The following is a 24,204-nucleotide window of genomic DNA, read 5'->3' as shown; positions in this document are numbered from 1 at the left end:
TAACCTAATTCTGCAAGAAGTGATTAGTTTTTTGTTCAAAATCATTTTTTTAGGCATTCTAGCTAAAAATAAATTGTTTCATGTTTATTCAATAACATAATAAAACCTGAACTAAGACAAACTATGTCGCACCAAGCTAGTGCTTTTAACTTTTTTTTGGCATGATCAGGTTTTACAGTTTTGAATAATGATAAATGGAACAAATGCGTTGGTTAGAGCTGCTTTCTGCAGTTCGTTTAGGTAGTAAAAAAAGCAGTACAGAACTGGCTCGTAGCCCATTCCATAAAGATTATGACCGCATTATATTTTCTCAAAGTTTTCGTCAGCTAAACCGTAAGACGCAAGTTCACCCACTCGCACAGCATGATGGCATTCACACTCGCCTAACTCACTCACTTGAGGTTTCCTGTATTGGCCGCTCAATGGGCATGCTCGCAGCAGAAAAAATAAAAAATGAATTACCCGTCTGGATTTCTCCTGCCGATGTCGGTGCAATTATTCAAGCAGCCTGTCTAGCTCATGATATTGGTAACCCACCTTTCGGACATGCGGGTGAATATGCAATTCGTGAGTGGTTCGATGATGCCTCACATGATGATTTTTTGAAGAAACTAAGCCCCGAAGAAGAAGCCGATGTTCGTCAGTTTGAGGGTAATGCTCAAGGATTACGTTTGTTAAGTCGCATTGATTATCATCCAAATGATGGCGGGATGCGCTTAACCTATGCAACCTTAGGGGCTTATTTAAAGTATCCATGGCTTTCAAAAACCATTGCTTCACAAGGTGATCGCCCTTCCCATCAACGAGCAAAGTTTGGTTGTTATCAGTCTGAAAAAGAAATTTTAAAACAGATTGCTGAACAACTCGGGCTTATTCAGTTAGGTGAATATCATTATTGTCGTCACCCATTGACCTACTTGTTAGAAGCCGCTGACGACATTTGCTATGCATTAATTGACTTAGAAGATGGCATTATCTTAAATATGCTGAGTTACCAAGAAGTTGAGCCAATTTTCTTAAACCTTATTGCCGATTATGGTCAGCCTGAAGAATTGTCACACCCAGACAGTACGTGGCAACAAAAGATTTCAGCATTACGTGGTCGTGTTATGAAACGGCTTGTGGATGAAGTCACCACAGCTTTTGCTAAACATCATTATGAAATTATTACCGGTCAGCTTAAAGGCAACCTTTTACAATATTGCTCACCCGATATTGCAATTGGTATCGAAACAGCCAAAAATTTGGCACGTGATAAAATTTTTGAACATCCACAAAAGTCTGGTTTAGAAATTATTGCGCATCAAAGTTTGCAAACAATTTTGGATGCATTTGTACCTTTGACCACGCCACATAAATCTTTGAGCTTTAAAGAACAACGTTTAATGTCTATCCTTAATCTGTATGGTGCTAACTTTAGCAATAATCACTACAGTAATATTATGCAAGTACTCGATATTATCAGTAAGTTCTCAGATCATCAGGCTTATAGCTTGGCTCAAGAGTTACAAGGTAATAAAATTGGCTTGTTTTAAGCTGGCTTGATATAGAAAGAAATAAAACCTGTGTCGTTTTCAATGAATGTTAGAACGACCAGATTTACAGTTATGAATAAGTGAAACTACTCTATGATCGGATGTTTAATTGGCGAAGTGTTTGCCCTAGAAGCCCCTACTGTCTTACTGAATGTAAATGGTGTGGGTTATGAAATTGATACGCCACTTTCAACATTTTGCCAATTACAAAAAGGCCAAAAAGTTACGTTATGGACGCATTTGGTTGTCCGTGAAGATGCTCAACAGCTTTACGGTTTCAGTGATGCTCAAGAAAAAATAATTTTCCGCACCTTATTAAAAGTAAATGGTGTCGGCCCGAAAATGGCATTAGGGATTCTATCGACGTTAAGCGTTGAGTTACTAGTACACACGATTGAACATGACGATATCAACACGTTGGTCAAAGTTCCGGGTGTTGGCAAAAAAACTGCTGAACGTTTAATGATTGAACTTCGTGATCGTTTCAAAACGTTGGCTCAAGGAACTTCCTCTTCAGCTACCCTACCTCAAATTCAGTTTGCTGCAAACTCACCTGTGGCAGAAGCAGAAGCAGCTTTGCAATCTTTAGGTTACAAGCCACTTGAGGCACAAAAAGCTGTTGCTGCTGTTAAAGCCGATTACACCGAATCAGCCGATATTATTCGCGCTGCTCTAAAATCAATGATGAAGTAAAACACTTATGCAAGACCGTTTAATCAGTGGAGCAGAAAAACCAGAAGATCATTTTGATCGGGCGATTCGACCAACTTCACTTGCCGACTATATTGGGCAACCTGTAGTACGCGAACAAATGGAAATTTTCATTGGCGCTGCTCGCGGTCGTGGTGAAGCACTCGATCACACGCTGATTTTTGGTCCACCCGGCTTGGGTAAAACCACACTTGCCAACATTATTGCGCGTGAAATGGGCGGTAATCTTAAATCTACTTCGGGGCCAGTTTTGGAGCGTGCGGGCGACTTAGCTGCAATGCTTACCAACCTTGAAGAAGGCGATGTCTTGTTCATTGACGAAATTCACCGTCTTTCTCCAGTTATTGAAGAAATTCTCTATCCAGCGATGGAAGATTACCAATTAGATATCATGATTGGTGAAGGCCCTGCTGCTCGTTCAATTAAACTAGATTTACCCCCGTTTACACTTGTCGCGGCTACAACACGCGCGGGCTTGCTTACCTCACCACTACGTGACCGTTTCGGTATTGTACAACGTCTTGAGTTTTACTCTGTAGAAGACCTCACTCATATTGTGTCGCGCTCTGCCAACTTAATGAATGTGCCAATTACAGTTGAAGGTGCAGAAGAAGTTGCACGTCGTGCACGTGGAACACCTCGTATTGCCAATCGTCTATTACGACGTGTGCGTGACTATGCACAAGTGAAAGGTACAGGTGAAGTAACCCATGACATGGCGCAACGTGCTCTTGATATGCTCAATGTTGATAAGGCAGGCTTAGACACCCTAGACCGACGTTATTTGAGCATGCTACTAGAGCGTTTTGATGGTGGTCCTGCTGGAGTTGAAGCACTTGCAGCAGCAATGGCTGAAGATAGTGGCACACTTGAAGACGTTCTTGAACCTTATTTGATTCAACAAGGTTATGTGATGCGTACTGCTCGAGGTCGTATTGCTACCAATCAATCTTATTTACAGTTTGGGCTAACGCCACCTGAGCCTAAAAATTAACCAAAGGAAGAGAACTTTCTCTTCCTTCTTTAATCACACTATTCCTTTTTAAATAAAATAATAATTGTCTTATCAATCAATTAGCAACTCGATACCTTTTAAGTCTTTCTTTATACCTTATTGATTTTTTAATATTTTTAAAAACTGCATTATAAGAAATCTAGCTATTAAAGCTTATGAACAATAATATTTTTAGGATAAGGACATGTATAAGAAAGCCGCTTTATTTTTGCCACTCGCCCTCATGAGTCAACTAAGCCTAGCAGATTGGGTCAACGATGCTGCTCAACAAAATGAAAATCAGATTATTCAGTTAAGACAAAACATTCACCAACATCCTGAACTGGGCAATATGGAATTTAAAACATCTGCCCTTGTTCAAAAAGAATTGAAATCTTATGGCGTTCAGGTCAAAACTGGTTATGCAAAAACTGGTGTAATCGGCATTTTAAAAGGCGACAAACCCGGGCCTATCATCGCACTTCGAGCTGATATGGATGCTCTGCCGATGGAAGAAAAAAGCGGCCTACCCTTTGCAAGTAAACAAAAAGCAATTTATCAAGGCAAAGAAACTTATGTGATGCATGCTTGTGGACATGATGCACACACTGCAATGTTATTAGGCGCAGCAAAAATTCTGGCTGCTAATAAAGATAAAATATCGGGCACAGTTGTTTTTGTTTTCCAACCTGCTGAAGAAGGTGGTGCAGATATAGATAACTTTACTCATGGCGATCAAATCGGTTCTAGAAAAATGATCGCAGACGGCGCATTTAAAGACTATAAGCCAGAAGCTATTTTTGGAATGCATGTCATGGCAGGCATGAAAAGTGGTCATCTTTACTATAAAGATGGGGCCATTTTAAATAGTGCAGATCACTTACGTATTCAGGTCAATGGCAAACAGGTCCATGGCTCTACCCCATGGTTAGGCAAAGATCCAATTTATGCATCTGCACTGATGATTAATAATTTACAAAGTCTTATTAGCCGAAGAACAGATCTGACTGAAGGTATGGGTGTAGTCAGTATCGGCAATATTCAAGGTGGTACAGCAGGAAATATTATTCCTGAACAAGTCAATATGATCGGGACCATTCGCTCTAATAACGAAAAGATACGGGCGAATATCTTAAAAAGTTTACCGGTCATGATAGAGCATAACGCTCAAGCCAATGATGTAACTGCTAAAGTTGAAATTGCACCTTATGCACCAGTGACCATGAATGATAAAACCCTTACTCAACTTATTCAGCCAACTTTAGCCAAAGTTGCTGGAGATTCAAAATTACATGTTTTAGATCATAATGCGAGTGCAAGTGAAGATTTTGCATATTATGGCAAACTGATGCCTTCATTCTTTGTTTTCTTAGGAGCTACACCAAAAAATCAAGAGGTAAGTCAGGCTGCACCAAATCATAATCCTTATTTTATTGTAGATGACAAGGCTTTAAAAATAGGGACCGAGTTACATATAAGGTTCGTATTAGATTATCCGAATATATCAAAACAAGTTCAAACCACATGGAAACCGTCATAATTTAAAAGCATGCTAGCCATAAGATGTACCGTTTTTAGACTAGAAATACAGCAATCGCAATTGAAAGGTTGTGCCATAGGACTTAGTATGCAATCTGCTAAACTGCCCCGTATTTAAAGCATATACGTGGCTTCGAATAAAATTGATGTTTTATTCAGCAGTCATATTTTAAATGCAAAGCTCTATAGTGAACTAAAACGGAATCCTCTCATGGCGAATCATTTTGAATTCAACATTCGTGTTTATATTGAAGATACGGACGCAGGTGGTATTGTTTACCATGCCAACCACATTCGCTATATGGAACGCACCCGTACTGAATGGCTCCGTGCTTCTGGCGTTGATCATTACTGGCATCAAAAAGACTACAACTTTGTCGTACACAAAATTGACGTAAAATATATGCGTCCTATTTTAATGGATGATTTAATTACTGTTACAGCACGTGTAGTTTCATGTAAAGCTGCGTCATTTGTGTTGCAACAAAATATTTATCGTGGTGAAATCTTGCTTGCTTCTGGCGAGGTTGAGTTGGCATGTTTAAGTAAAGAACTGATAGCTCGTCGTCTTCCAGAAGAAATACGTGATCTTATTCGTAAAGAATTGGAACAAGACTAAAAAAACAACCGGCATATGTAACTATGGCAACAAACATTGAATCAACCCTGCATATTTCTGACCTTATTTTACAGGCAAGTCCAGTCGTTCAGTTGGTCATGCTAATTTTATTATTAGCATCAATCTTTAGTTGGTATCTGATTGCCAAGTTACATATGAGTTATAAAAAAGCACATCAAGAAGATGAACATTTCCAGAAAATGTTCTGGTCTGGTGCTGAACTCAATACGCTTTACAACAATGCTCAACTCAACTCAAAACGCTCAGGTCTTGAAGATATTTTTTATCAAGGGTTAAGTGAATTTTTTAAACTCAAAAAACGTCAGGCCCCTGTTTCACAAACAATTGAAGGAACTGAACGTATTTTACGTGTAGGTTTGAGTCGTGATCAGAGCCACCTAGAATATGGCTTAGGTAGTTTAGCAAGTATCGGTTCTGTAGCTCCTTATATCGGTTTATTCGGTACTGTTTGGGGCATTATGAATGCCTTTATCGGTTTAGCCGCTGTTGATCAAGTTACTCTGGCAACTGTTGCGCCAGGTATTGCCGAAGCACTTATTGCAACCGCAATTGGTTTATTTGCTGCAATTCCTGCTGTATTGGCTTTTAACCATTTCACGTCTAAAAGCGAAAGTGTTTACTCTGATCGTGCTTTATTTGCTGAAGAGATGATTGCTTTATTGCAACGTCAGTCTGTGGGTTCATCACAGGAAGATGCATAATGGCAATTCAGCGTTCAGGGCGCTTTGAGCGCATAAAAAAACCACTAAAAAGTGACATGAACGTCGTACCCTATATTGACGTCATGCTCGTACTTTTGGTTATTTTCATGGTGACTGCTCCCATGATTACTAGTGGTATTAAAGTCGATTTACCTCAAGCAAATAACCATCCAATCGAATCAAAAGATATGCCAGCTATGGTGACGATTGGTAAAGATGGCAATATTTATCTTCAGTATGAAGATTACAAAGATAATGAGCCATTATCTCGTGAAAAACTTGAAGAAGTTTTAAGCGATGCTCAAAAACAAGCTGAACAAGAAAATAAACAACTCACAGTTTTAGTCAATGGTGATAAATCTCGTCCTTATGGAGAGGTCGTATCACTGATGGCAAGTTTACAAGAAGCAGGTTTAACTCAAGTTGGCCTTCTGACAGAGCCTTTAAAATAAGCTATGAATAAAAATCAAAAGCCACACTTTAAACAAAATGCGATTGCATTGAGCTTTACAATTGGAGTTCATGCAATTGCCATTGTTGGCTTGCTTTTTTTAGGCTTGAGTAAACCACCTGAACAGCCAAAAAAGCTAACAACTATTTTAGTTAAGCCAGAAGATTTACCCCCGCCTTTAGCGAAAGAAATTGAACAAGAGACAACTGCTACAAATGAAGCAAAAGAGGTGTTAAGCCCTATTGTGGATGAAACTCTTCCTCAAAATCTTCCAGCAGTGCCCCCTCCTCCGACTGCACAGCAGCTCGCTGCTGAAAAGCAAAAAGCTGAACAGGCACAACAAGCAAAATTAGCTGAACAAAAACGCAAGGCTGAGGAAGCGGCGAAAGCTAAACAAGCAACAGAGCAGCAACGTGTAGAGGAAGCACAAAAGCAGCAGGCTGAAGCTAAACGTCAAACTGAAGCTAAAGCAAGAGCGGAAGCTGAACAAAAACGCAAAGCCGAACAAAGTGCGAAAGCTGAAGCAGATGCTAAGGCTAGACAAAAAGTCGCTGAAGAGGCTAAGCGTAAAGCTGAGACCGATGCAAAGCTGAAACGTGAGGCTCAAAAGTCTGAAAACGCTAAACTTTTAGCACAGCAAGAAGCTAAACGTAAAGCTGACGCTGAGGCAAGAGCCAAGCAGCAAAAAGCTAATGACGACGCTAAACGTAAAGCTGAAAATGATGCTAAAGCTAAACAGCAAAAGGCTAATGACGATGCTAAACGTAAAGCTGAGACTGATGCAAAAGCTAAGCAGCAAAAATTAAATGAAGATGCTAAGCGTAAAGCTGACGCCGATGCAAAAGCTAAGCAGCAAAAAGCAAATGAAGATGCTAAACGTAAAGCTGACGCCGATGCAAAAGCCAAACAGCAAAAAGCCAATGACGACGCTAAGCGCAAAGCCGAAGCAGATGCTAAAGCTAAACAGCAAAAAGCCAATGAAGATGCCAAACGTAAAGCTGATGCCGATGCAAAAGCTAAACAGCAAAAAGCCAATGACGACGCTAAACGCAAAGCCGAAGCAGATGCAAAAGCCAAACAACAAAAAGCTGCTGACGATGCTAAACGTAAAGCTGAAGCAGAGGCTGAAGCAAAAGCTGCATCTGCTCAAAAAGCACAAGAAGAGGCAGCTCAAAAGAAAGCTGAGGCTAAAAAAGTTGCTTCTTCAGCTAGACGTGATTTTGAGCAAAAAATTCGACGCTCTTGGGATGTTCCGACAGGCAGTAGTGGTAAAACAGTTGGTGTTCGTTTTACCCTCTCAGATTCTGGAAGTGTCAATTCAATTGTAATCACGCGTTCAAGCGGAGATGATGCTTTAGATGCAAGTATTAAGGCAGCAATTCAAGCCTCTGCGCCATATCCTATGCCATCAGACCCAGATGCAAGGCGCGAAGCAAGAAGTGTTAACTCTACATTTAGAGCGCAATAATTTTGAAAGAGTTACATGCTTTAAATAGTTTAAGGCATGTAACTATGCTACAAAATCAACAGTCACAAAAATACCAGCTATGACTTTAAACTTATGAATACGAGCCGCAAACACCTGCTATCTTTAGCATTGATCACCGCATTAAGCCCCCTAGCTTCTACAACTGCTTTTGCCCAGTTATATCTGGAAATTGCTAAAGCACCAGATCAGGCACCTAAAATTGCTATTGTCCCGTTTAACAATGACAATGGGCTCTCTCCTATTGTTGAAACTGACTTAAACCGTTCTGGACGCTTTACAAGCTCATCTAAAAATTTACCTGCTAATGCTGCAATCAATCAGATTCAAGCTTCTGACTGGCAAGCTGCCGGAATTCCATATGTAGTTACTGGACAAATTAAACAAACAGCTACGGGTTTTGAAGTTCATTACCAACTTTATGATGTACAAAAGCAGCAATACATTTTAAATGAACTTTTAAATGTACCAGCTTCACGCATACGTCAAGCTGGCCATATGGTAAGTGATGCTATTTATCAGGCACTTACAGGCATTCCGGGTGATTTTAGTGGCCGTATTGCTTATGTACTCAGAAATCCGGCAACTCCTGCAGAACGTTATACTTTACAAATTGCAGATACGGATGGTGAACAACCAAAAACTGTTTTGTCATCTCGTGATCCAATTCTTTCTCCAGCATGGACACCTGACGCCAAGAAAATTGCTTATGTTTCGTTTGAAACCAAACGTCCAGCAATTTATTTACAAGATTTATCTACAGGCACACGTGAAGTTCTTACTAGTTTCAAAGGTCTAAATGGCGCACCGAGTTTTTCACCTGATGGCCAATCAATGCTATTTACAGCATCTATGAATGGCAACCCTGAAATCTATCAAATGGATTTATCAACTCGCCAAGTCAAACGTATGACGAACGACTCGGCAATTGATACTGAAGCACGTTATACACCAGATGGAAAATCGTTTATTTTCACTTCTGACCGTGGTGGTTCTGCCCAAATCTATCGTTATACCTTTGCTGATGGCTCAGTAAAACGTCTAACGTTTAAAGGTTCATTTAATGCACGTGGAACTCTGAGTGCAGATGGCAAAAAGATTGCTCTTGTTCATCGCCCAAGTGGCAGCAGTTATAAAGTTGCAATTCAGGACATTAATACTGGCATCACCAATATTCTTACCCCAACCAGTTTAGATGAGTCACCAAGTTTCTCACCAAATGGGCAAATGGTGGTCTACGCAACTCGTGAAGGCAACCGTGGCTTGTTGTCTATTATGTCTACTGATGGACGTTTCCGTATGAATTTACCGAGTGAACAAGGTGAAGTACGTGAACCGGCTTGGGCACCAAAATAACTTTTAATTCCATTGATGGAGATGATCATGAAATCAATCAAATATTTAGCCTTACCCTTTCTTAGCGTAGCACTTGTGATGACAGGTTGTGCTAGCCGCAAACCGGCAGCGACTACAACAACTGGTACAAATCCAAGTACGGTAAACACTTCTGGTTTAAGTGAAGATGCGGCATTAAATGCTCAAAATTTAGCTGGTGCTTCATCTAAAGGTGTAACTGAGGCAAATAAAGCTGCTTTGGCTAAACGCGTTGTTCATTTTGATTATGACAGCAGTGACTTATCTACTGAAGACTATCAAACTCTCCAAGCTCACGCACAATTTCTTATGGCAAATGCAAATTCAAAAGTTGCTTTAACTGGTCATACAGATGAACGTGGTACACGTGAGTACAATATGGCGTTAGGTGAGCGTCGTGCTAAAGCTGTACAAAGTTACTTAATTACCAATGGCGTCAACCCACAGCAACTTGAAGCTGTAAGTTATGGTAAAGAAGCTCCTGTTAATGCAGGACATGATGAATCTGCGTGGAAAGAAAACCGCCGCGTTGAAATTAATTACGAAGCAGTACCCCCTTTATTAAAATAAAGAATACGCATAAAAAAACGCTCATATTTTTATGAGCGTTTTTTTATAACAACAAAACTTAGGAAGATTTCTTTTCTTCTTCAGAATGTTGCATCGATTCAATCAAATCATGCTTATTAAAATCTTTATATTCAGGTTTTGCCTCATAATCTTTCCAAGCATCCTGAACATTCTCTTTCGAAATTTCATCTAGATTGATTGGTTCACCTGCCGTTGGGGTCGCATCAAACTTCTTTGTTGTCATTTCGATTCTCCTAAAATATACAGTCCGTTGTTATATAATCAACATACCACTTAAAATGGGGGTTGTAAGCATAAATCCAACACAAATAAAGTAAGATAATTTTTATTTTGTGACATTCTCATCTAGAATATGCCACGTATTTATCTGACTCATTTTGATGCTTGAAGCACAGGAGCTATTTTCTATGTCCAACCTCACCTTGTCCCAATTTTTAGAACAACAAAAAGGGAATCTAACACCGGAGTTGGCTCAAGTCATCGATACTATCGCCACAACCTGTAAAACTATCGATCTAGCCTTACAAAAAGGTGCGCTCGCTGGTATTTTAGGAAGTGCTGGTAATGAAAATGTTCAAGGTGAAACACAGAAAAAACTTGATGTGATTTCTAATGACTATTTAATCGATGCATTAAAAGTTCATCCACAAGTAGGTGGTCTTGCTTCTGAAGAGCTTGATGAATTCACACCAGCCCAAGAAAATGGTAAATATCTAGTTTTGTTTGACCCATTAGATGGTTCAAGTAACATCGATATTAATATGTGTGTAGGTACAATTTTCTCTATTCTGCCGGCAAAAAATGCGGTAACACAAGCAGAAGATTTCATGCAAGCTGGTACACAGCAAGTTGCTGCTGGTTATGTACTTTATGGCCCATCAACCATGATGGCTTTGACAGTTGGAAATGGCGTAGCATTCTTTACTTTAGACCCAGAAACTCAAACATTCTTGCTCACTACTGACAACGTTCAAGTTGCAGCAGATACTCAAGAGTTTGCAATTAACGCTTCTAATCAACGTCATTGGGAAGATCCTGTAAAACAATATATTGATGAATTACTTGCAGGTAAAAACTCTATTCGTGAAAAAGATTTCAACATGCGCTGGGTAGCATGTATGGTGGGTGATATTCACCGTATTTTATGCCGCAGTGGTATTTTCCTTTATCCATATGACTTAAAAGATCCGAAAAAAGCGGGTCGCTTACGTTTAATGTATGAAGCAAATCCAATGAGTATGCTCATTGAACAAGCTGGTGGTGCATCAACTACAGGCCGTGTTCGCATTTTAGACATTGAACCAACAGAACTTCATCAACGAGTTCCTGTGATTATTGGTTCTAAAAATGAAGTTGAACGCGTAACAAGTTATCATTAATAATTTTAATTACTTAGGGCATCATAGTATGATGGTGCCCTTTTGTTGGATATTTCCTTATGGCTGTTATTTTTTTAGAATCAAAAGACAATGCAAAAATTAAACATTTGCGTGGATTAATCGAACTTAGTAACGCCCGAAAAAAACACCAGCAAACAGTCCTTGAAGGTACCCATCTTTGTTTAGCTTGGCTACAGCAACAGAAGAAGCTTTTCTCTTTATTTACGACAGAACAAGCATTAGAACACGCAGATTTAAAAGAAATAATCGAACTGCATCAAGGTCATATCTTTGTTATTAGTGAAGTTTTATATAGAGATTTGAGTACATTAGGTACGAGTCTTCCTTGTTTGGCTATTATCGATCTGCCTAAAACTTCATCAACAATCGATTACAACGTAGATACCCTGATTTTAGAAAACATCCAAGATCCAGGTAACGTAGGCACCTTACTACGTTCAGCAGCAGCAGCAAATATTAAACAAATCATTTGCACACAAGGCTCTGCATCACTTTGGTCTCCACGAGTTTTAAGAGCAGGTATGGGAGCTCATTTTAGCTTACATTGTTTTGAAAACTTCCAACTCACAGATATTCTTCCAAAATTTCAAATTCCAGTTTTTGTTACGAGCTCTCATCACTCAACAAGCCTCTATTCACAAGATCTTTCAAAACCCTGTGTATGGATTTTAGGAAACGAAGGTCAAGGTGCTAGTGATTACGCATTAGATCACTCACAATCAGTGACTATTCCTCAACCAGGTGGACAAGAGTCATTAAACGTAGCAATTGCAGGATCTATTTGTTTTTTTGAGATGGTTCGTCAACGCCAATAAAACGTTAATTTATTTTACATCTCACATATTTGTGAAAAAAATCAATTACACTAGTAAAAAATAGCCGATTGTTGTCAACCTCCCACCTCTTTTCAACGTTATATAAGAGATATATTGAAGATAAGGTGGGTATGTCCAATGACAGGATTTTCCATCTCCATGGATTTAGCACCGAAAAAGTCTCGATCGGAAGCATCTAGTGCTCATGCAAGCACGGCAGAGCAACGCCTGAAAGTTTTCATGCAAGATGTAACTGGTCGTGCTTTGGTGATGATGGAGAGTGCTACCCAAGGTCAGCAAGGTATTGCAATGGATTTGGTTCAAGAAGCATTTATTGCTTTACACAAATCTTATGCCGATAAAAGTACTGAAGAATGGTATCCCCTGTTTTATACGATTTTAAACAACAAACTTCAGGATTGGCGCCGCAAAGAATCTCGTAGAGCAAACCCATTTTCATTCTTCAAAAAAGTTAGTCTGGACAATGACGACGACGAAATTATTGATGTAGTTGATGAAAAAGCCATTAATCCTGCGGATTTTCTCGATCAAGCAGTGACTATCGAAGAAATTCGAGAAGCGATTTCAAAGCTACCAGTTCGTCAACAACAGGCATTTATGTTACGTGCATGGGAAGGTTTTGACACACACACAACAGCTCAGATCATGAACTGTACCGAAGGTAGTGTAAAAACCCATTATCACCGAGCAATTCAGGGACTTAGAGAGTACTTGGCCCATTTAAATCCCTTGGGAGGTTCTGATGAATCATGATGATTTCACTAAAAAGGTGACGTCTAAACTTGATAGTTTGGCACATCACCATAAAAATAAAACAGTGGTCATGAATCATGTGCTTGACCATATTCAACAAAAACCAGCCTCTTTTTATAGTGTCTGGAAAATGTCTGGTTTTGCACTTGCAGCAGCGATCACAGGTTTTGTAATTTTACCTAATTCAGCAGATATTGTTGATAAGCCGCAAAATCAAGTGATTGTAAATCCTAAATTATCCCCACAAATGGTGGAAGATTTAGAAATGCTAATGGTCTTGGGTGAGGATAAAGTACAACATGGCAGCTAAAAAATTAGCTCTTATCCTTTGTTCATTAAGTTTCTTGCAAACCAGTTTTGCAGGTTTTGAACGATTTTGGATTTTTTCTAAAGATGCCAATACACAAGTTGATGATACATGGAATGCCCTTTCTGAAGAGGAACAACGTGCAGTTATTAAACGTTACCAGAGCTTAAAAGAGTTACCAGCGAATCAAAGTACGAACCTACAGCAACGTATGGACTGGTTTACTCAGCTCCCCGATGCTGAAAAAGAAAAAATGCGTGAAGCATGGCAAAAAATGAGTACACAAGAGCGTAATGATTTACGTCAGCGTATGCTTAAAGCAAATGGTGAAGAAAGAACAGCTATTCGTGAAGAGTATATGAACAAGTATTTAGAACATTAAATACAACTCTGTAAAATTCGTATGTAGTAGATTTAATGCCTTAAATAATTTTATATAAAAAGCCTCCAATTGGAGGCTTTTTATTTTATATAGTTTATTTACGGTAGCGTCTATAGACGACTAAACTCAGTAAAGATGCTAAAGACAAAATTCCTAAGCTACCACCACCGCCTCCGCCACGTGTATCGTCTGTGGTAGTTGCAGTACTTACAAGGTTAATTGTGCCAGCTTTAGGTGAAATTTTACCATCAGCATCATAAACGTTATAGCTTAATGAATCATTGAAAACGTTAAAGACGTTATTTGCCTGAATATAGATATTCCCACCATAACAAGTTTTATCTTTGTCAGTTTTCGGACATGGCCCTTCTCGATCAGCCTTAACTACTTTAAAAATACCATCTTTCGATGTTTTGCTTGGTAAATAAATTGGCAACTCTACACCGTCTTCATTTACCCAGAATTGGGGTCTAGATTTTAAAAGCGTCTTTATAGGTCCATCACCATCATCATTCGCATATTTAAGCAAATTTAAAGGAATAGTTTCATTTGCAAGATATTTAAATGTAATTGTTCCATCGCCAGAAACTGGTTCAATATTATTAAAACGAGCTTTTATCAAACCGCTTGAGCTTAGTTTATTATCGGCTGTTGTAATTGTATATTTGCAATAAGCATAGGTACCAGCTTGAGTCACCGTATCGTCTTTGCGATAAAAAACAATTTGCTGTAAAGCACTATTCCACTCACAGAATACCTTATCTTCATCAGACAAGTCTTTAACTTGTTGTTCATCATATTTGTCATCAAGTGACCCAATACCCAATGCCTCTGTTGTAATACGATAGTCAGTTGTATTGAAGAACTTCAACACATGATTAGCATCTTCGGCCGGCAAAGGTAAATCATAGCTCTTTAAATCAAGATATATAGCACGATATTTAAGATTTGCCTTGGTTGTATCAATCAGGTTTTTAAACTCTGCTAAACGTACTTTATAATAAGTAATAAAGTTAGAAGGCGTCTTAGGATCCTTAATATACTTATCAAATAAATCATAATTTTTTTGATAAGTATCAATTAAAGTTGTTAATGAAATATTACTAACATCCTCTAAATCACCTGCTGTTAATTTCATTAACTCCACAGAACCAATATCACAGCTATTACGACTTCCTGATTGGTAATATGATGTGCCATCTGTCAAACGATTTAAACCGCGTTGGTCAGCTGTAGCACAGCTTCCTTTACCATCTTTATCAACATCAATTAAATCTATTTGCTGAGGGTCAGTAATCTCTTTTGGATAATAAATAGGTAACCAGCCTGTATCAGCCGTTGCATCCTGTGGGCTTAATAAACTGCTAAATGATTGTGTACTGATGTTAATATTCGTGTGACCATCTGGCAGAGATTCTTTTGGTACATCACATTTTGCTATCGTAGACGTCCAGTCAAGGGCATTGAAGCTCAGCGTTAAACCTACACTCTTTTGCTCTGCTGCCGCGCCTAAAAGATATTTACAAGCATAACTTCCAGTATTATAAGCCAGTACGTTAAAACTAAGCTTTTTTGTGCCCAGTTTGTCGTAAAGGAAAGTACTATTCGCGTTGTTTTCAACAATTGTATTATTTAAAAGTACTAGACTACTGCTCGAGCTTAAAATACTTGATGTATTGACTGGGTTATTGGTATCACCAGTAAACTTAATAATACTACCATTAGTACTATTCGCTATATTTTTTGCAATAGTATTAACTGACAATGTCGCACTAGGTTTACCACAAAACTCAAATGTACTTGTTGAAGCTGTATTACCATTATTCACAATACTGTTTGATGTAAGGGTAATGGTACGTGGCGCATAGACGGTGTCACTAAAACACCCCATTGATAAAACACTGCCTTGTGTTGCGCTATTACCTTTCAGTAATGAATGATTTACTGACAAAGTAATATTAGGTGAAGCTAAATAAATTGCTCCACCACCTGTTGCTCGTGATGATAAAATCTGGCTATTTTGTAAAGCAATATCAGCACCGGCATAAATCGCCCCACCCTGACCAGTTGTAACGCCATTTGCGAGAATGACATTATTTAAGCTTAAGGGTTGCTTATAGGTAGTTGTATTGAAAATACGTGATTTACCTTGAGCATCAATATACGTTTGTAATGCAAGCTGTGCAGGATAATCATTAGTTAAAACACTTTTCTTCTGCCAATCTACGGGGTCAGCACCAAAAATAGCAATATTGGCATTAGGAACTAACTCCTTGGTTAAACTATAAGTTCCTGCTTTAAGCTGAATAGATTTCTGTGTAGTCTCACGTGTATCAATAACTGTACAGCCACCATAAGACTTACGCAACTCAGCAGTCTTTATCGCTTCACGCAATGAACAGGCATTGGTATTGTCACCATCTTCATCGGCAAAAGTTGTAACATCAATTCTTCCATTAGTGGTATCTGCAAATAATGGCATTGCAGCAAGCACAGCTAATGCTAAAAAAGCCTTTTTATAATTTTTCATAGCCTTATCATCCTTGATTATGACTTTAAACGTCGCAAAGCAATTAAGCCAAATAAACCTAAAATTAAACCACCACCAACGCTTCCTCCACCAGTACTCACTGATTTATCTTCTATTCCCGACGGTGGATCTTGTACAATTTGAACTGCAACTGTTAAATAAACATCTGCAGCGTCATTAAAACGTGTTGTTGTTGTGACGACCAAGAGATTAAAAACATCTGCCCCATGCCAGTTACCATTTGGAACGTAAGTTAAGTTTCCTTGTGTATCAATCGACAAAGTTCCTTTAGATGATGTGCTTGTTTGAACCACTTTCATACAGCCTGGTTGCCATGCTTTACCATCTGTTCTTTTTCCAAACATTTTTTCGCATGTTTGTGGAGAGACTAATTCACCATCACCTACAACATCAGCAATATTAAATTTGGCAATTTCTCCATATTTAATATCTTGACCATGCGTACTAATATCATCACGGTTAATTATTAATTCAATTGAACCTAAATCGCATAGCTCATCATAAGCACTTCGATTTTTTCCACGTTGGTCTTGTTTTTCACAACTTGCTAAACCGACAGAAGTTCCATCACTATATAAACGACCTTTGTTAATTAACAATGACTGTGAGAGGCTTGTATATTTATCAAGAATTCGGGGTTTAAAAAAACCTAAGAAACTATCACTTGGTGTTGAATAAGGACAAAGCAATCCATCTGCAGGTGGTACATCGCAGGTTCCTTCATCTGCATTCCCTGCAATTAGTTTTTCACTGGCTGAATAAATAATGTTAGGAAGTGTTGCTGAAGCATTACGGTTACATTCCGCAGTCACCAAATTGCTCTGTACAATCGTTTTATCTGTTGCAGATGTCTGACAGTTTGTTGTATTGCCTACTAATATACTATTAGAAACGGAAGCTTTTCCTTGTGGAGCATCAAAAAATAGCCCACCCACGTTTTTAATCATTGTAATGTTATTGATCACCATCCCATCTCGGACATTGCCAATAAAACTACCTTTATTATGGAAAATCGTACTATTACTCAAACCAATAACACGAGAAGTTAAATACCCCCCTGTACTTTCATCTGCAAATTTAGTTTGTGCGTGGAACAATGCGCCATCTGCTGCCGTTACCTCATTATCACGCACTACAGAGCGACTGATATAATAAAGTGGCATATCACTATATAAAACTCCCCCCTGACTCGCTTTATTATTCTGCATCAGGCTATTAGTAATCATTACCGAACCTGCTGTTTTTGTAGTATTCGATAAATTACCAGCGTTATAAATTGCTCCACCACTTGTTGCATACCCATCCATTAAACGCGAATTTTGAATAACCAATTGTTCATGATTATAAATTAATCCGCCGTTACCCTGAGGGACTGCACTTTTTGAGCCAGCACCTTTTAAATTGACATCAATAAATGAAACTGTAAAAGAGGCTTTTTCAACACTATCATCATCTATACGGAATAATTGATCCGTACCTATCATTTTAATAGTTGCATTATGAGAATTGGGTGCTCCTTCCTCAACCAGAGTAGAATCATTCTTTGCTGTACTAATAGTTAAAGCCGCAGAAATCTTTATACTTTTATTTAGGGTATATTCTTTATCACGCTGCAAAATAATATTTGAAGAGGCGTCTTTACTTCCACACCCGCGATAACCATCTTTTACAGAAGCAACAACGGTAGAATCACTTGAATTACGCTTATTTATCAGTTCTACAGCCTCGCGTAATGAACAGACTTTATTATCGACGTCTTCATCAACTGTAGTTGTAACTTGAATATCGGCAGAATAAGCCTGTCCAGCAACAGCCAATAAAGCAAAAGCAATGCTCCGTTTGAGCATACCCATCTCCTTACATCTTTTTTTCATTTTTTTTGTCAAAATTGCAAAATTTCCGCTTTTGCAATCGCATCCTTTGTGCGTACTTTGTCACAGCAAGTAGAATTTCTCAAGACATTTTGGTCGGTCTATAGAGTCATTTTTGAACCAGATTACAAAAAGCTTCATACATTTAAAAAACTTTTTTAAATACAAAAATGTGAACCATTAAAAATTAGAAAGAGATTTGAAAAGATATGCAAGCAAGTGTTTTGAAATTAGAAATCTTGTGCCAGAGACTCTATTTTTAATAGGTTTTTATAAGTTTAGACAAAGCAATAAGCCAAAACGAAAGAATTTCTATTGTTGATATTCATCAATCAAAGCATAAATTTGCCTTAAAGTTGCATTCGAAAGTTTTGTTTTTTCGCCTTTGAGCAATTTTTCTAATTGGGCAACTGTCTGTAGTAAAAGAGAGGCTTGGTGAGGACCATGCATCAATAAATAGTCAACAATTTGCTGATCAAAATGAATACCACGTCTAGACATTACAGATGTCACCAAAGCATAGCGGTCCGCATATAAACTTCCACTCGGCACTTTAACACTGACAGCTTGGGTAAGTCGTGACTGTAAATCTGGTAATTCCAACTTTAATTCGATAGGCGCTACACGCGAAGAAAATACCAACTGCCCTTCGTGATTATTCATTAAATGAAAGACAGCTTTTTGCCAATGAGGAACACCACTAATCGATTCAATATCATCCAGAGCAACAAGGTCATAATGCTCTAAAGAAGTAATTGCTTCGATAGGAGCATCAAGGAGTTCAAGCAAAGAAACTTTAATCGCAGATTTGCCTATTTCTAAATAAGAGTCACAAATTGCCGAAAGTAAATGACTCTTACCTGTCCCTGCCCCACCGTAGATATAAAACCTACTGACCAGACCAGCATGTAGTTGACGCACAGCATCGACTACATTCCCCCAACTTGGTCCCGAGAAATCACTGATTCGGGCATCAAGTTGAGGTTCTATATCCAGTTGGAGTTGACGCATATATCGAATTAACCTTGAAATTATTTCTGGTCAGATGGTTTCAGTTTATCTGTATCTTGCTGTGTTTTAACCTCAAGATCAAGCTTAGTGCTTTCGGTTTCTACATGAATTTGCTTAATATCACCTTGTTGTATGACGAACGTAGACGGTGAAGCATAAAGTGAGCTTTTTTCATAGTTATCTCTTAAATGTTTCAACAACACTACAATAACAGCCGCAACAGGCAATGCAATTAACATTCCCAAGAAACCTGCAAGTTGTGCACCTGCTAATACTGCAAAGACAACTGCTACAGGAGATAGACCAATTTTATCGCCCAGTAAGAATGGCTGTAGAATATAGCCCTCTACCGCTTGGCCAATCATAAAAACTACACCAACGAGTAATAAATGCATCCAGTCCAATCCGAACTGGAACAAGCTTGCGATAACCGCTGCAATAATACCTACTGCAAATCCTAAATAAGGAATAATACTGGCAAGGCCAGCCACCATACCAATAATAAGACCAACTTCCAAACCAATGAGCTGCAAACCAACCGCATATACTATGCCTAGCAACAGCATGACGAGAAACTGACCTTTAACAAATGCCCCTAAAACGCTATGACATTCACCAACGATTTGCAAGGTAGTTGCTTCATATTGACGTGGAATGAGACGACGTAAGTTCTGTAACATACGATCCCAGTCTAGTAAAAAATAAAAAGCAATAATTGGAATTAAAACAACTGTTCCACCAATCTGAATAAAATTCAAACCAGACTGGGCCAATTTTAATAACACTGACTGAATACTATCGGCACTATAATTGGTTTGAACATATTCCATCACAGCTTTTGACATCTGCTCTGTGTCAATTTCCATTGCCTGGAGATTAAAAGTTGAAGATACCCAAGGCAAAAAGGTGGCGTTAATCCAGTGAATACCAGCTGGAATACTATCTCGGGCATAAACCAATTGTTTCCAGATTAGAGGAACCAAATACCACAAAGCGATGGTTAGAGTTACACCTATTCCTATAAACACCACGCTAATTGCTAACCAGCGAGGCAATTTGATTTTTACCAGAACATCAACAAGTGGACTGAATAAATAAGCCAGGAAAAAAGCGCCGATAAAAGGAATGACTACAGGCTTGAGTAAGTACAATACCCATACCAGCAATACAATACCTGCGAGTAAAAAAATACGGCGCAGTATACGATCTTGCATAAAATCTAGCCTTTTTTGATTTAATCGTTATAAATGAAAAAATATTTTTATTAAAGATAGCATTTTCGAGCATAAATAACATAAGAGTTTCGTATATTCAGGTTATAATCTGCCGCCAATGCGGAGACTTCATTTATGAGCAACTCAACTTCTACCCCAAATACCGGTTTAAGCTATAAAGATGCGGGTGTCGACATTGAAGCGGGCGACGCACTGGTCGATCGTATCAAGTCAGTCGCTAAACGTACAAGTCGTCCTGAAGTAATGGGCGGACTTGGTGGCTTTGGTGCACTATGCAAAATTCCTAAAGGTTATGAAGAGCCTGTTTTAGTTTCTGGAACCGATGGTGTAGGAACTAAATTACGTTTGGCACTTAATCTTAATCGTCATGACACAATCGGCCAAGATCTTGTGGCTATGTGTGTAAACGACCTTTTAGTTTGTGGTGCAGAACCATTATTCTTCCTTGATTATTATGCAACTGGTCACTTAAATGTTGACGTTGCTGCAAATGTTGTTACTGGTATTGGTAAAGGTTGTGAGCTTGCAGGTTGCGCACTTGTAGGTGGGGAAACCGCAGAAATGCCAGGCATGTATGAAGGTGAAGATTACGATCTTGCTGGTTTTGCTGTTGGTGTTGTTGAGCAAAGTAAAATTATTGATGGCTCTAAAGTAAAGTCTGGTGATGTGCTTATTGGTGTTGCATCAAGTGGTGCCCACTCAAATGGTTATTCATTATTACGTAAAATTTTAGACGTTAAAAATGTTGATTTAACTCAAACGATTGATGGCCGTCCTCTTGCTGATGTAGCAATGGAGCCAACTCGTATCTATGTAAAACCAGTTCTTGAGCTATGCAAACAAGTTGATGTACATGCTATGGCACACATCACTGGTGGCGGTTTGCCAGGTAACTTACCTCGTGTATTACCAAATGGCGCACAAGCTGTCATTGATGAAGCTTCTTGGGAATGGTCTGAATTATTCCAACTTCTACAACGCGAAGGCAATGTAGAACGCTTTGAAATGTACCGTACGTTTAACTGTGGCGTAGGTATGGTCATTGCTGTTGATGCAAATGATGCAGAAAAAGCAATTGAAGTGCTTAATGCTCAAGGTGAAAAAGCTTGGAAAATCGGACACATCCAAGAAAATGCTGAATCAGTGGAAGGTGCAGACGAAAAAATTCGTGTGATCTTTGCATGATAAAAATTGCTGTTCTAGTCTCTGGGAACGGCAGTAATTTACAAGCCTTGATAGATGCAAATCTATCAGGGCAAATTGTAGGTGTACTGTCTAATAAAGCAGATGCTTATGCCCTAGAGCGTGCTCAAAAAGCCAATATTGCTACGGCAGTCATTTCCCATAAAGACTTTCCAACTCGTGAAGTATTTGATGAAGCAATGCATCAACAACTGTTGGCTTGGCAAGTGGATGTAGTTATTTTAGCCGGCTTCATGCGAATTTTAACTCCCACCTTTGTCAATAAATGGCAAGGGAAAATGCTGAACATACATCCCTCACTTCTTCCAGCTTACAAAGGCGTGAACACTCATCAACGTGTTTTAAACACAGGTGATCGTTTACATGGTTGTACCGTACACTTTGTAACGGCTGAACTGGATTCTGGTCAATCAATTGCCCAATCCGCTATTTCAGTTAAAGAACATGATACTGCCGCATCATTAGCAGATCGAGTACATACACTTGAGCACTTTATCTACCCACAAGTAGCAGAGTGGATATGTAACGGTCAACTTACATGGAAAAATGGCCAAGCTTATTTCCGTGATCAAGTTCTTAAGCACCCTATTCGTTTTGCAAATTGGTAAAGCATTTTACTTAAAAGCAAAAATAAAAAAAGGACATGCTAGCATGTCCTTTTTTTATAATTTTAAAAATTAATTTGGCTGAGTATGAATCAATTTCTTTATAGAGTTCACTGTATCAATAGGATGTTCTAGAGGGAACATATGTCCCCCTTCAACTACAGTAAATGGGATTCCCATTTTTCGCTTTGCCATTTGAGGAAAGCCTCTTTTTAAGAAATCACTTTTTTCCCCCACCACTAAATGTACGGGCATCTTAGGTTTTGGCATAGGTAGCCACCACCAAGAAGGATTTTTACGGAAAATTGCAACTTCATCTTCACGGGAAATAGTTAAAGTAACACCACCGCGGACCGAGTCTTCTTTTAAAGCATAGTCAATGTAAGCTTGAAAACAATCTTCATCAAAATCTTTATAGAAGCCTTTAGGACGCAGCAATTCGGCCGCCTGTTCTCTCGATTCCCAATGTTCACGACGACGTGCAGATAAGCCTGCTGGTGTCATCGCATCAACTAATTTGGGACGAAATAATTTTGCCATATGAAAAGCAAATGAATATCGCCCTAAAATAAGAGGTGGATCTAACATAATCACTTGAGAAAAGAGTTCAGGTCGCTGAAAAGATGCCATCAAAGTTAAAACTGAACCAAGAGAATGTCCAAGTCCAATGACTTTACGTCCTTTCGCCTGCCGCACAATACTATCAATCACCTGATCAACCAAAGAAGGCCAATGGTTAGTCACAGGATAACGCTTATCAGGACCAATCAGGGGAACATAAATAATGTCATATTCCCCTTTCAACTGGTCAAACAGTTTTTGATACACTTTTGAGGGTACGCCATTCGCATGAGCAAAGTGTATAACTGGTTTCATTGACATACCGCTATCCTAAAACAGATTTTATTGTAATTTTGCGCTTTGACGAGTCTGCACTTCTTGAGCAATAGATTCACTTACCCCTTGCCCTATTTGTGCACCCATACGACCTAAAATTGATTGTAATGGGTTACGCTCAATTGTGTAGTCAACTTTATTATCAAGGTTTAGCTCACGCATCAAGCTCGTAATGTTACCTGAACGGTCAGCAACACCTAACTGGATTGCTTGGTCACCAGTCCAGAACAAACCAGAAAAAATAGCTGGATCATTCGATTTCAAACGCTTTCCACGTCCTTCTTTAACTGCAGTAATAAAGTGAGTATGAACATTATCAAGCACTGATTGAATGTGCTGCTTTTGTGCAGGATCAATCGGTTTTGTCATACTTAAAATGTCTTTATTCGTTCCTGCTGTTAAAGTGCGATCTTCGATACCAAGTTTCTGAGCTAAACCAGTAATCCCATAGTTAGGCATGATGACACCAATTGAGCCCACTAAACTCGATGGATTAACAATAATCTCATCTGCAGCAGAAGCAATATAATATGCACCCGATGCACCCATATCACCAATAACGGCGTAAACCTTCTTATCAGGATGCTGTTTTTTCAAATAACGAATTTCCTGCCAGATTTCATCAGACTGAACTGGAGAACCGCCAGGTGAGTTAATATTAAGTGCAACAGCTTTACTGTTTGATGCCTCAAAAGCACGCTTAAGCGCTTTATTCGTGTCTTCACTATTCACAGATTGATTGCTTGAAGCGTCAATAGTTCCAATAATATCTACCACTGCCAGATGAGCACTGCTGCTACTTACAGCAGATCCTTCTTTACTGGTTGAGCAGCCTTTACCCATGAGTACAATAATGAATAACAAATAAATAAAAGTTAATGTTTTAAAGAAGATACCCCAACGGCGACTTCGACGCTGTTCCTCTACAGAGGCAAGTACAGCCTTCTCGAGAATTTGCCATTCTGGTCCATTTTGTTTAGGGATTATAGGTTCATTTTGTGGTTTTGGCGGCCAATCGGACATAAAATTCCAATCCAAATTAATCTAAAATGATGTCATTATATACGTTGATTTGATAAAAACTGTCTAAATAATATGATTTCATTTATAATAATTTTATCTTTTTTTAAT

The 24,204-nt window shown here is 38.8% G+C and carries 24 protein-coding genes; 17 read left to right on the top strand and 7 right to left on the bottom strand.

Going from position 1 to position 24,204, the window contains the following annotated elements:
* The first annotated feature begins 194 nt into the window (after positions 1–194).
* The 10 genes from ACB088_RS02165 (at position 195) to pal (ending at position 10,001) form a co-directional block, all read left to right on the top strand.
* Positions 195–1,535: a deoxyguanosinetriphosphate triphosphohydrolase gene (locus ACB088_RS02165; RefSeq protein WP_003650236.1), complete on the top strand. Its 1,341-nt coding sequence runs from the start codon at positions 195–197 to the stop codon at positions 1,533–1,535.
* Between the two features lie 93 nt (positions 1,536–1,628).
* Positions 1,629–2,228 carry a Holliday junction branch migration protein RuvA gene (ruvA, locus tag ACB088_RS02160; protein ID WP_092706557.1) on the top strand — a complete coding sequence of 200 codons (600 nt, stop codon included), beginning with the start codon at positions 1,629–1,631 and terminating at the stop codon, positions 2,226–2,228.
* Between the two features lie 7 nt (positions 2,229–2,235).
* Complete coding sequence (gene ruvB, locus ACB088_RS02155) at positions 2,236–3,240, top strand: Holliday junction branch migration DNA helicase RuvB (RefSeq protein WP_004643694.1); 1,005 nt, start codon at positions 2,236–2,238, stop codon at positions 3,238–3,240.
* 205 nt (positions 3,241–3,445) lie between these two features.
* Positions 3,446–4,780, top strand: a complete 1,335-nt coding sequence (locus ACB088_RS02150) for a M20 family metallopeptidase (protein ID WP_375037875.1) — start codon at positions 3,446–3,448, stop codon at positions 4,778–4,780.
* 210 nt (positions 4,781–4,990) lie between these two features.
* Positions 4,991–5,398, top strand: coding sequence for a tol-pal system-associated acyl-CoA thioesterase (ybgC, locus tag ACB088_RS02145; protein ID WP_004643695.1), 408 nt, complete (start codon positions 4,991–4,993; stop codon positions 5,396–5,398).
* Between the two features lie 23 nt (positions 5,399–5,421).
* Positions 5,422–6,120: a protein TolQ gene (gene tolQ / locus ACB088_RS02140; protein WP_003650232.1), complete on the top strand. Its 699-nt coding sequence runs from the start codon at positions 5,422–5,424 to the stop codon at positions 6,118–6,120.
* Positions 6,120–6,572, top strand: a complete 453-nt coding sequence (gene tolR / locus ACB088_RS02135; RefSeq protein WP_005067772.1) for a protein TolR — start codon at positions 6,120–6,122, stop codon at positions 6,570–6,572. The genes tolQ and tolR overlap by 1 nt, the downstream gene beginning before the upstream one ends.
* A gap of 3 nt (positions 6,573–6,575) precedes the next feature.
* Entirely contained in the window at positions 6,576–8,039 is a 1,464-nt protein-coding gene (gene tolA / locus ACB088_RS02130) for a cell envelope integrity protein TolA (RefSeq protein WP_375037874.1), read from the top strand.
* Positions 8,040–8,132: 93 nt separating this feature from the next.
* Positions 8,133–9,413 (top strand): Tol-Pal system beta propeller repeat protein TolB, encoded by a 1,281-nt coding sequence (gene tolB, locus ACB088_RS02125; protein ID WP_004643698.1) that lies wholly within the window; start codon positions 8,133–8,135, stop codon positions 9,411–9,413.
* A gap of 27 nt (positions 9,414–9,440) precedes the next feature.
* Complete coding sequence (pal, locus tag ACB088_RS02120) at positions 9,441–10,001, top strand: peptidoglycan-associated lipoprotein Pal (RefSeq protein ID WP_009393712.1); 561 nt, start codon at positions 9,441–9,443, stop codon at positions 9,999–10,001.
* 58 nt (positions 10,002–10,059) lie between these two features.
* Here pal and ACB088_RS02115 read toward each other — a convergent pair whose 3' ends face one another.
* Positions 10,060–10,245, bottom strand: a complete 186-nt coding sequence (locus tag ACB088_RS02115) for an NF038105 family protein (RefSeq protein WP_003650227.1) — start codon at positions 10,243–10,245, stop codon at positions 10,060–10,062.
* Positions 10,246–10,429: 184 nt separating this feature from the next.
* Between ACB088_RS02115 and ACB088_RS02110 the strand changes: the two genes are divergently transcribed.
* From ACB088_RS02110 to ACB088_RS02090, 5 genes are all read left to right on the top strand, one after another.
* On the top strand, positions 10,430–11,401 hold the full coding sequence (locus ACB088_RS02110) for a class 1 fructose-bisphosphatase (RefSeq protein WP_375037873.1): 972 nt from the start codon (positions 10,430–10,432) through the stop codon (positions 11,399–11,401).
* Positions 11,402–11,460: 59 nt separating this feature from the next.
* Positions 11,461–12,237, top strand: a complete 777-nt coding sequence (locus ACB088_RS02105) for a TrmH family RNA methyltransferase (protein WP_375037872.1) — start codon at positions 11,461–11,463, stop codon at positions 12,235–12,237.
* Positions 12,238–12,396: 159 nt separating this feature from the next.
* The gene (locus ACB088_RS02100; protein WP_092706569.1) at positions 12,397–13,011 is read left to right on the top strand and encodes an RNA polymerase sigma factor; all 615 of its coding nucleotides are present in this window, start codon (positions 12,397–12,399) and stop codon (positions 13,009–13,011) included.
* Entirely contained in the window at positions 13,001–13,321 is a 321-nt protein-coding gene (locus ACB088_RS02095) for a hypothetical protein (RefSeq protein ID WP_004643705.1), read from the top strand. The genes ACB088_RS02100 and ACB088_RS02095 overlap by 11 nt, the downstream gene beginning before the upstream one ends.
* Positions 13,311–13,700 carry a DUF3106 domain-containing protein gene (locus ACB088_RS02090; RefSeq protein ID WP_004790640.1) on the top strand — a complete coding sequence of 130 codons (390 nt, stop codon included), beginning with the start codon at positions 13,311–13,313 and terminating at the stop codon, positions 13,698–13,700. The genes ACB088_RS02095 and ACB088_RS02090 overlap by 11 nt, the downstream gene beginning before the upstream one ends.
* Before the next feature lie 94 nt (positions 13,701–13,794).
* On the opposite strand, the gene ACB088_RS02085 is transcribed toward ACB088_RS02090, so the two are convergent.
* From ACB088_RS02085 to cxpE, 4 genes are all read right to left on the bottom strand, one after another.
* Positions 13,795–16,230 (bottom strand): CSLREA domain-containing protein, encoded by a 2,436-nt coding sequence (locus ACB088_RS02085; protein WP_375037871.1) that lies wholly within the window; start codon positions 16,228–16,230, stop codon positions 13,795–13,797.
* A 17-nt stretch (positions 16,231–16,247) separates the two neighbouring features.
* Complete coding sequence (gene rbtA, locus ACB088_RS02080) at positions 16,248–18,104, bottom strand: rhombotarget A (protein WP_375037870.1); 1,857 nt, start codon at positions 18,102–18,104, stop codon at positions 16,248–16,250.
* 330 nt (positions 18,105–18,434) lie between these two features.
* The gene (gene hda, locus ACB088_RS02075) at positions 18,435–19,133 is read right to left on the bottom strand and encodes a DnaA regulatory inactivator Hda (protein ID WP_307011366.1); all 699 of its coding nucleotides are present in this window, start codon (positions 19,131–19,133) and stop codon (positions 18,435–18,437) included.
* A gap of 20 nt (positions 19,134–19,153) precedes the next feature.
* Positions 19,154–20,347: a chloramphenicol efflux transporter CxpE gene (cxpE, locus tag ACB088_RS02070; RefSeq protein ID WP_375037869.1), complete on the bottom strand. Its 1,194-nt coding sequence runs from the start codon at positions 20,345–20,347 to the stop codon at positions 19,154–19,156.
* Positions 20,348–20,482: 135 nt separating this feature from the next.
* Here cxpE and purM point away from each other — a divergent pair, with 135 nt between their 5' ends.
* Positions 20,483–21,553 (top strand): phosphoribosylformylglycinamidine cyclo-ligase, encoded by a 1,071-nt coding sequence (purM, locus tag ACB088_RS02065; RefSeq protein WP_004643711.1) that lies wholly within the window; start codon positions 20,483–20,485, stop codon positions 21,551–21,553.
* Positions 21,550–22,179: a phosphoribosylglycinamide formyltransferase gene (purN, locus tag ACB088_RS02060; RefSeq protein ID WP_092706577.1), complete on the top strand. Its 630-nt coding sequence runs from the start codon at positions 21,550–21,552 to the stop codon at positions 22,177–22,179. Before purM ends, purN begins: the two co-directional genes overlap by 4 nt.
* A gap of 69 nt (positions 22,180–22,248) precedes the next feature.
* Here the strand turns inward: purN and ACB088_RS02055 are convergent, their stop codons facing one another.
* Entirely contained in the window at positions 22,249–23,058 is an 810-nt protein-coding gene (locus ACB088_RS02055; RefSeq protein ID WP_375037868.1) for an alpha/beta fold hydrolase, read from the bottom strand.
* 21 nt (positions 23,059–23,079) lie between these two features.
* Positions 23,080–24,096, bottom strand: a complete 1,017-nt coding sequence (sppA, locus tag ACB088_RS02050; protein WP_005038834.1) for a signal peptide peptidase SppA — start codon at positions 24,094–24,096, stop codon at positions 23,080–23,082.
* Between the last annotated feature and the right edge of the window lie 108 nt (positions 24,097–24,204).

The sequence above is a fragment of the Acinetobacter sp. RW6 genome, assembly GCF_041956835.1.
GTDB lineage: Bacteria > Pseudomonadota > Gammaproteobacteria > Pseudomonadales > Moraxellaceae > Acinetobacter > Acinetobacter calcoaceticus.
The sequence above is the reverse complement of the archived record's forward strand: the minus strand, read 5'-3'. Positions and strand labels throughout refer to the sequence as shown.

Bases quoted from the DNA above. Each gene is read 5' to 3' on its own strand.
- ACB088_RS02165 (WP_003650236.1), top strand. From the start codon at position 195: ATGGAACAAATGCGTTGGTTAGAGCTGCTTTCTGCAGTTCGTTTAGGT.
- ruvA (WP_092706557.1), top strand. From the start codon at position 1,629: ATGATCGGATGTTTAATTGGCGAAGTGTTTGCCCTAGAAGCCCCTACT.
- ruvB (WP_004643694.1), top strand. From the start codon at position 2,236: ATGCAAGACCGTTTAATCAGTGGAGCAGAAAAACCAGAAGATCATTTT.
- ACB088_RS02150 (WP_375037875.1), top strand. From the start codon at position 3,446: ATGTATAAGAAAGCCGCTTTATTTTTGCCACTCGCCCTCATGAGTCAA.
- ybgC (WP_004643695.1), top strand. From the start codon at position 4,991: ATGGCGAATCATTTTGAATTCAACATTCGTGTTTATATTGAAGATACG.
- tolQ (WP_003650232.1), top strand. From the start codon at position 5,422: ATGGCAACAAACATTGAATCAACCCTGCATATTTCTGACCTTATTTTA.
- tolR (WP_005067772.1), top strand. From the start codon at position 6,120: ATGGCAATTCAGCGTTCAGGGCGCTTTGAGCGCATAAAAAAACCACTA.
- tolA (WP_375037874.1), top strand. From the start codon at position 6,576: ATGAATAAAAATCAAAAGCCACACTTTAAACAAAATGCGATTGCATTG.
- tolB (WP_004643698.1), top strand. From the start codon at position 8,133: ATGAATACGAGCCGCAAACACCTGCTATCTTTAGCATTGATCACCGCA.
- pal (WP_009393712.1), top strand. From the start codon at position 9,441: ATGAAATCAATCAAATATTTAGCCTTACCCTTTCTTAGCGTAGCACTT.
- ACB088_RS02115 (WP_003650227.1), bottom strand. From the start codon at position 10,245: ATGACAACAAAGAAGTTTGATGCGACCCCAACGGCAGGTGAACCAATC.
- ACB088_RS02110 (WP_375037873.1), top strand. From the start codon at position 10,430: ATGTCCAACCTCACCTTGTCCCAATTTTTAGAACAACAAAAAGGGAAT.
- ACB088_RS02105 (WP_375037872.1), top strand. From the start codon at position 11,461: ATGGCTGTTATTTTTTTAGAATCAAAAGACAATGCAAAAATTAAACAT.
- ACB088_RS02100 (WP_092706569.1), top strand. From the start codon at position 12,397: ATGGATTTAGCACCGAAAAAGTCTCGATCGGAAGCATCTAGTGCTCAT.
- ACB088_RS02095 (WP_004643705.1), top strand. From the start codon at position 13,001: ATGAATCATGATGATTTCACTAAAAAGGTGACGTCTAAACTTGATAGT.
- ACB088_RS02090 (WP_004790640.1), top strand. From the start codon at position 13,311: ATGGCAGCTAAAAAATTAGCTCTTATCCTTTGTTCATTAAGTTTCTTG.
- ACB088_RS02085 (WP_375037871.1), bottom strand. From the start codon at position 16,230: ATGAAAAATTATAAAAAGGCTTTTTTAGCATTAGCTGTGCTTGCTGCA.
- rbtA (WP_375037870.1), bottom strand. From the start codon at position 18,104: ATGGGTATGCTCAAACGGAGCATTGCTTTTGCTTTATTGGCTGTTGCT.
- hda (WP_307011366.1), bottom strand. From the start codon at position 19,133: ATGCGTCAACTCCAACTGGATATAGAACCTCAACTTGATGCCCGAATC.
- cxpE (WP_375037869.1), bottom strand. From the start codon at position 20,347: ATGCAAGATCGTATACTGCGCCGTATTTTTTTACTCGCAGGTATTGTA.
- purM (WP_004643711.1), top strand. From the start codon at position 20,483: ATGAGCAACTCAACTTCTACCCCAAATACCGGTTTAAGCTATAAAGAT.
- purN (WP_092706577.1), top strand. From the start codon at position 21,550: ATGATAAAAATTGCTGTTCTAGTCTCTGGGAACGGCAGTAATTTACAA.
- ACB088_RS02055 (WP_375037868.1), bottom strand. From the start codon at position 23,058: ATGTCAATGAAACCAGTTATACACTTTGCTCATGCGAATGGCGTACCC.
- sppA (WP_005038834.1), bottom strand. From the start codon at position 24,096: ATGTCCGATTGGCCGCCAAAACCACAAAATGAACCTATAATCCCTAAA.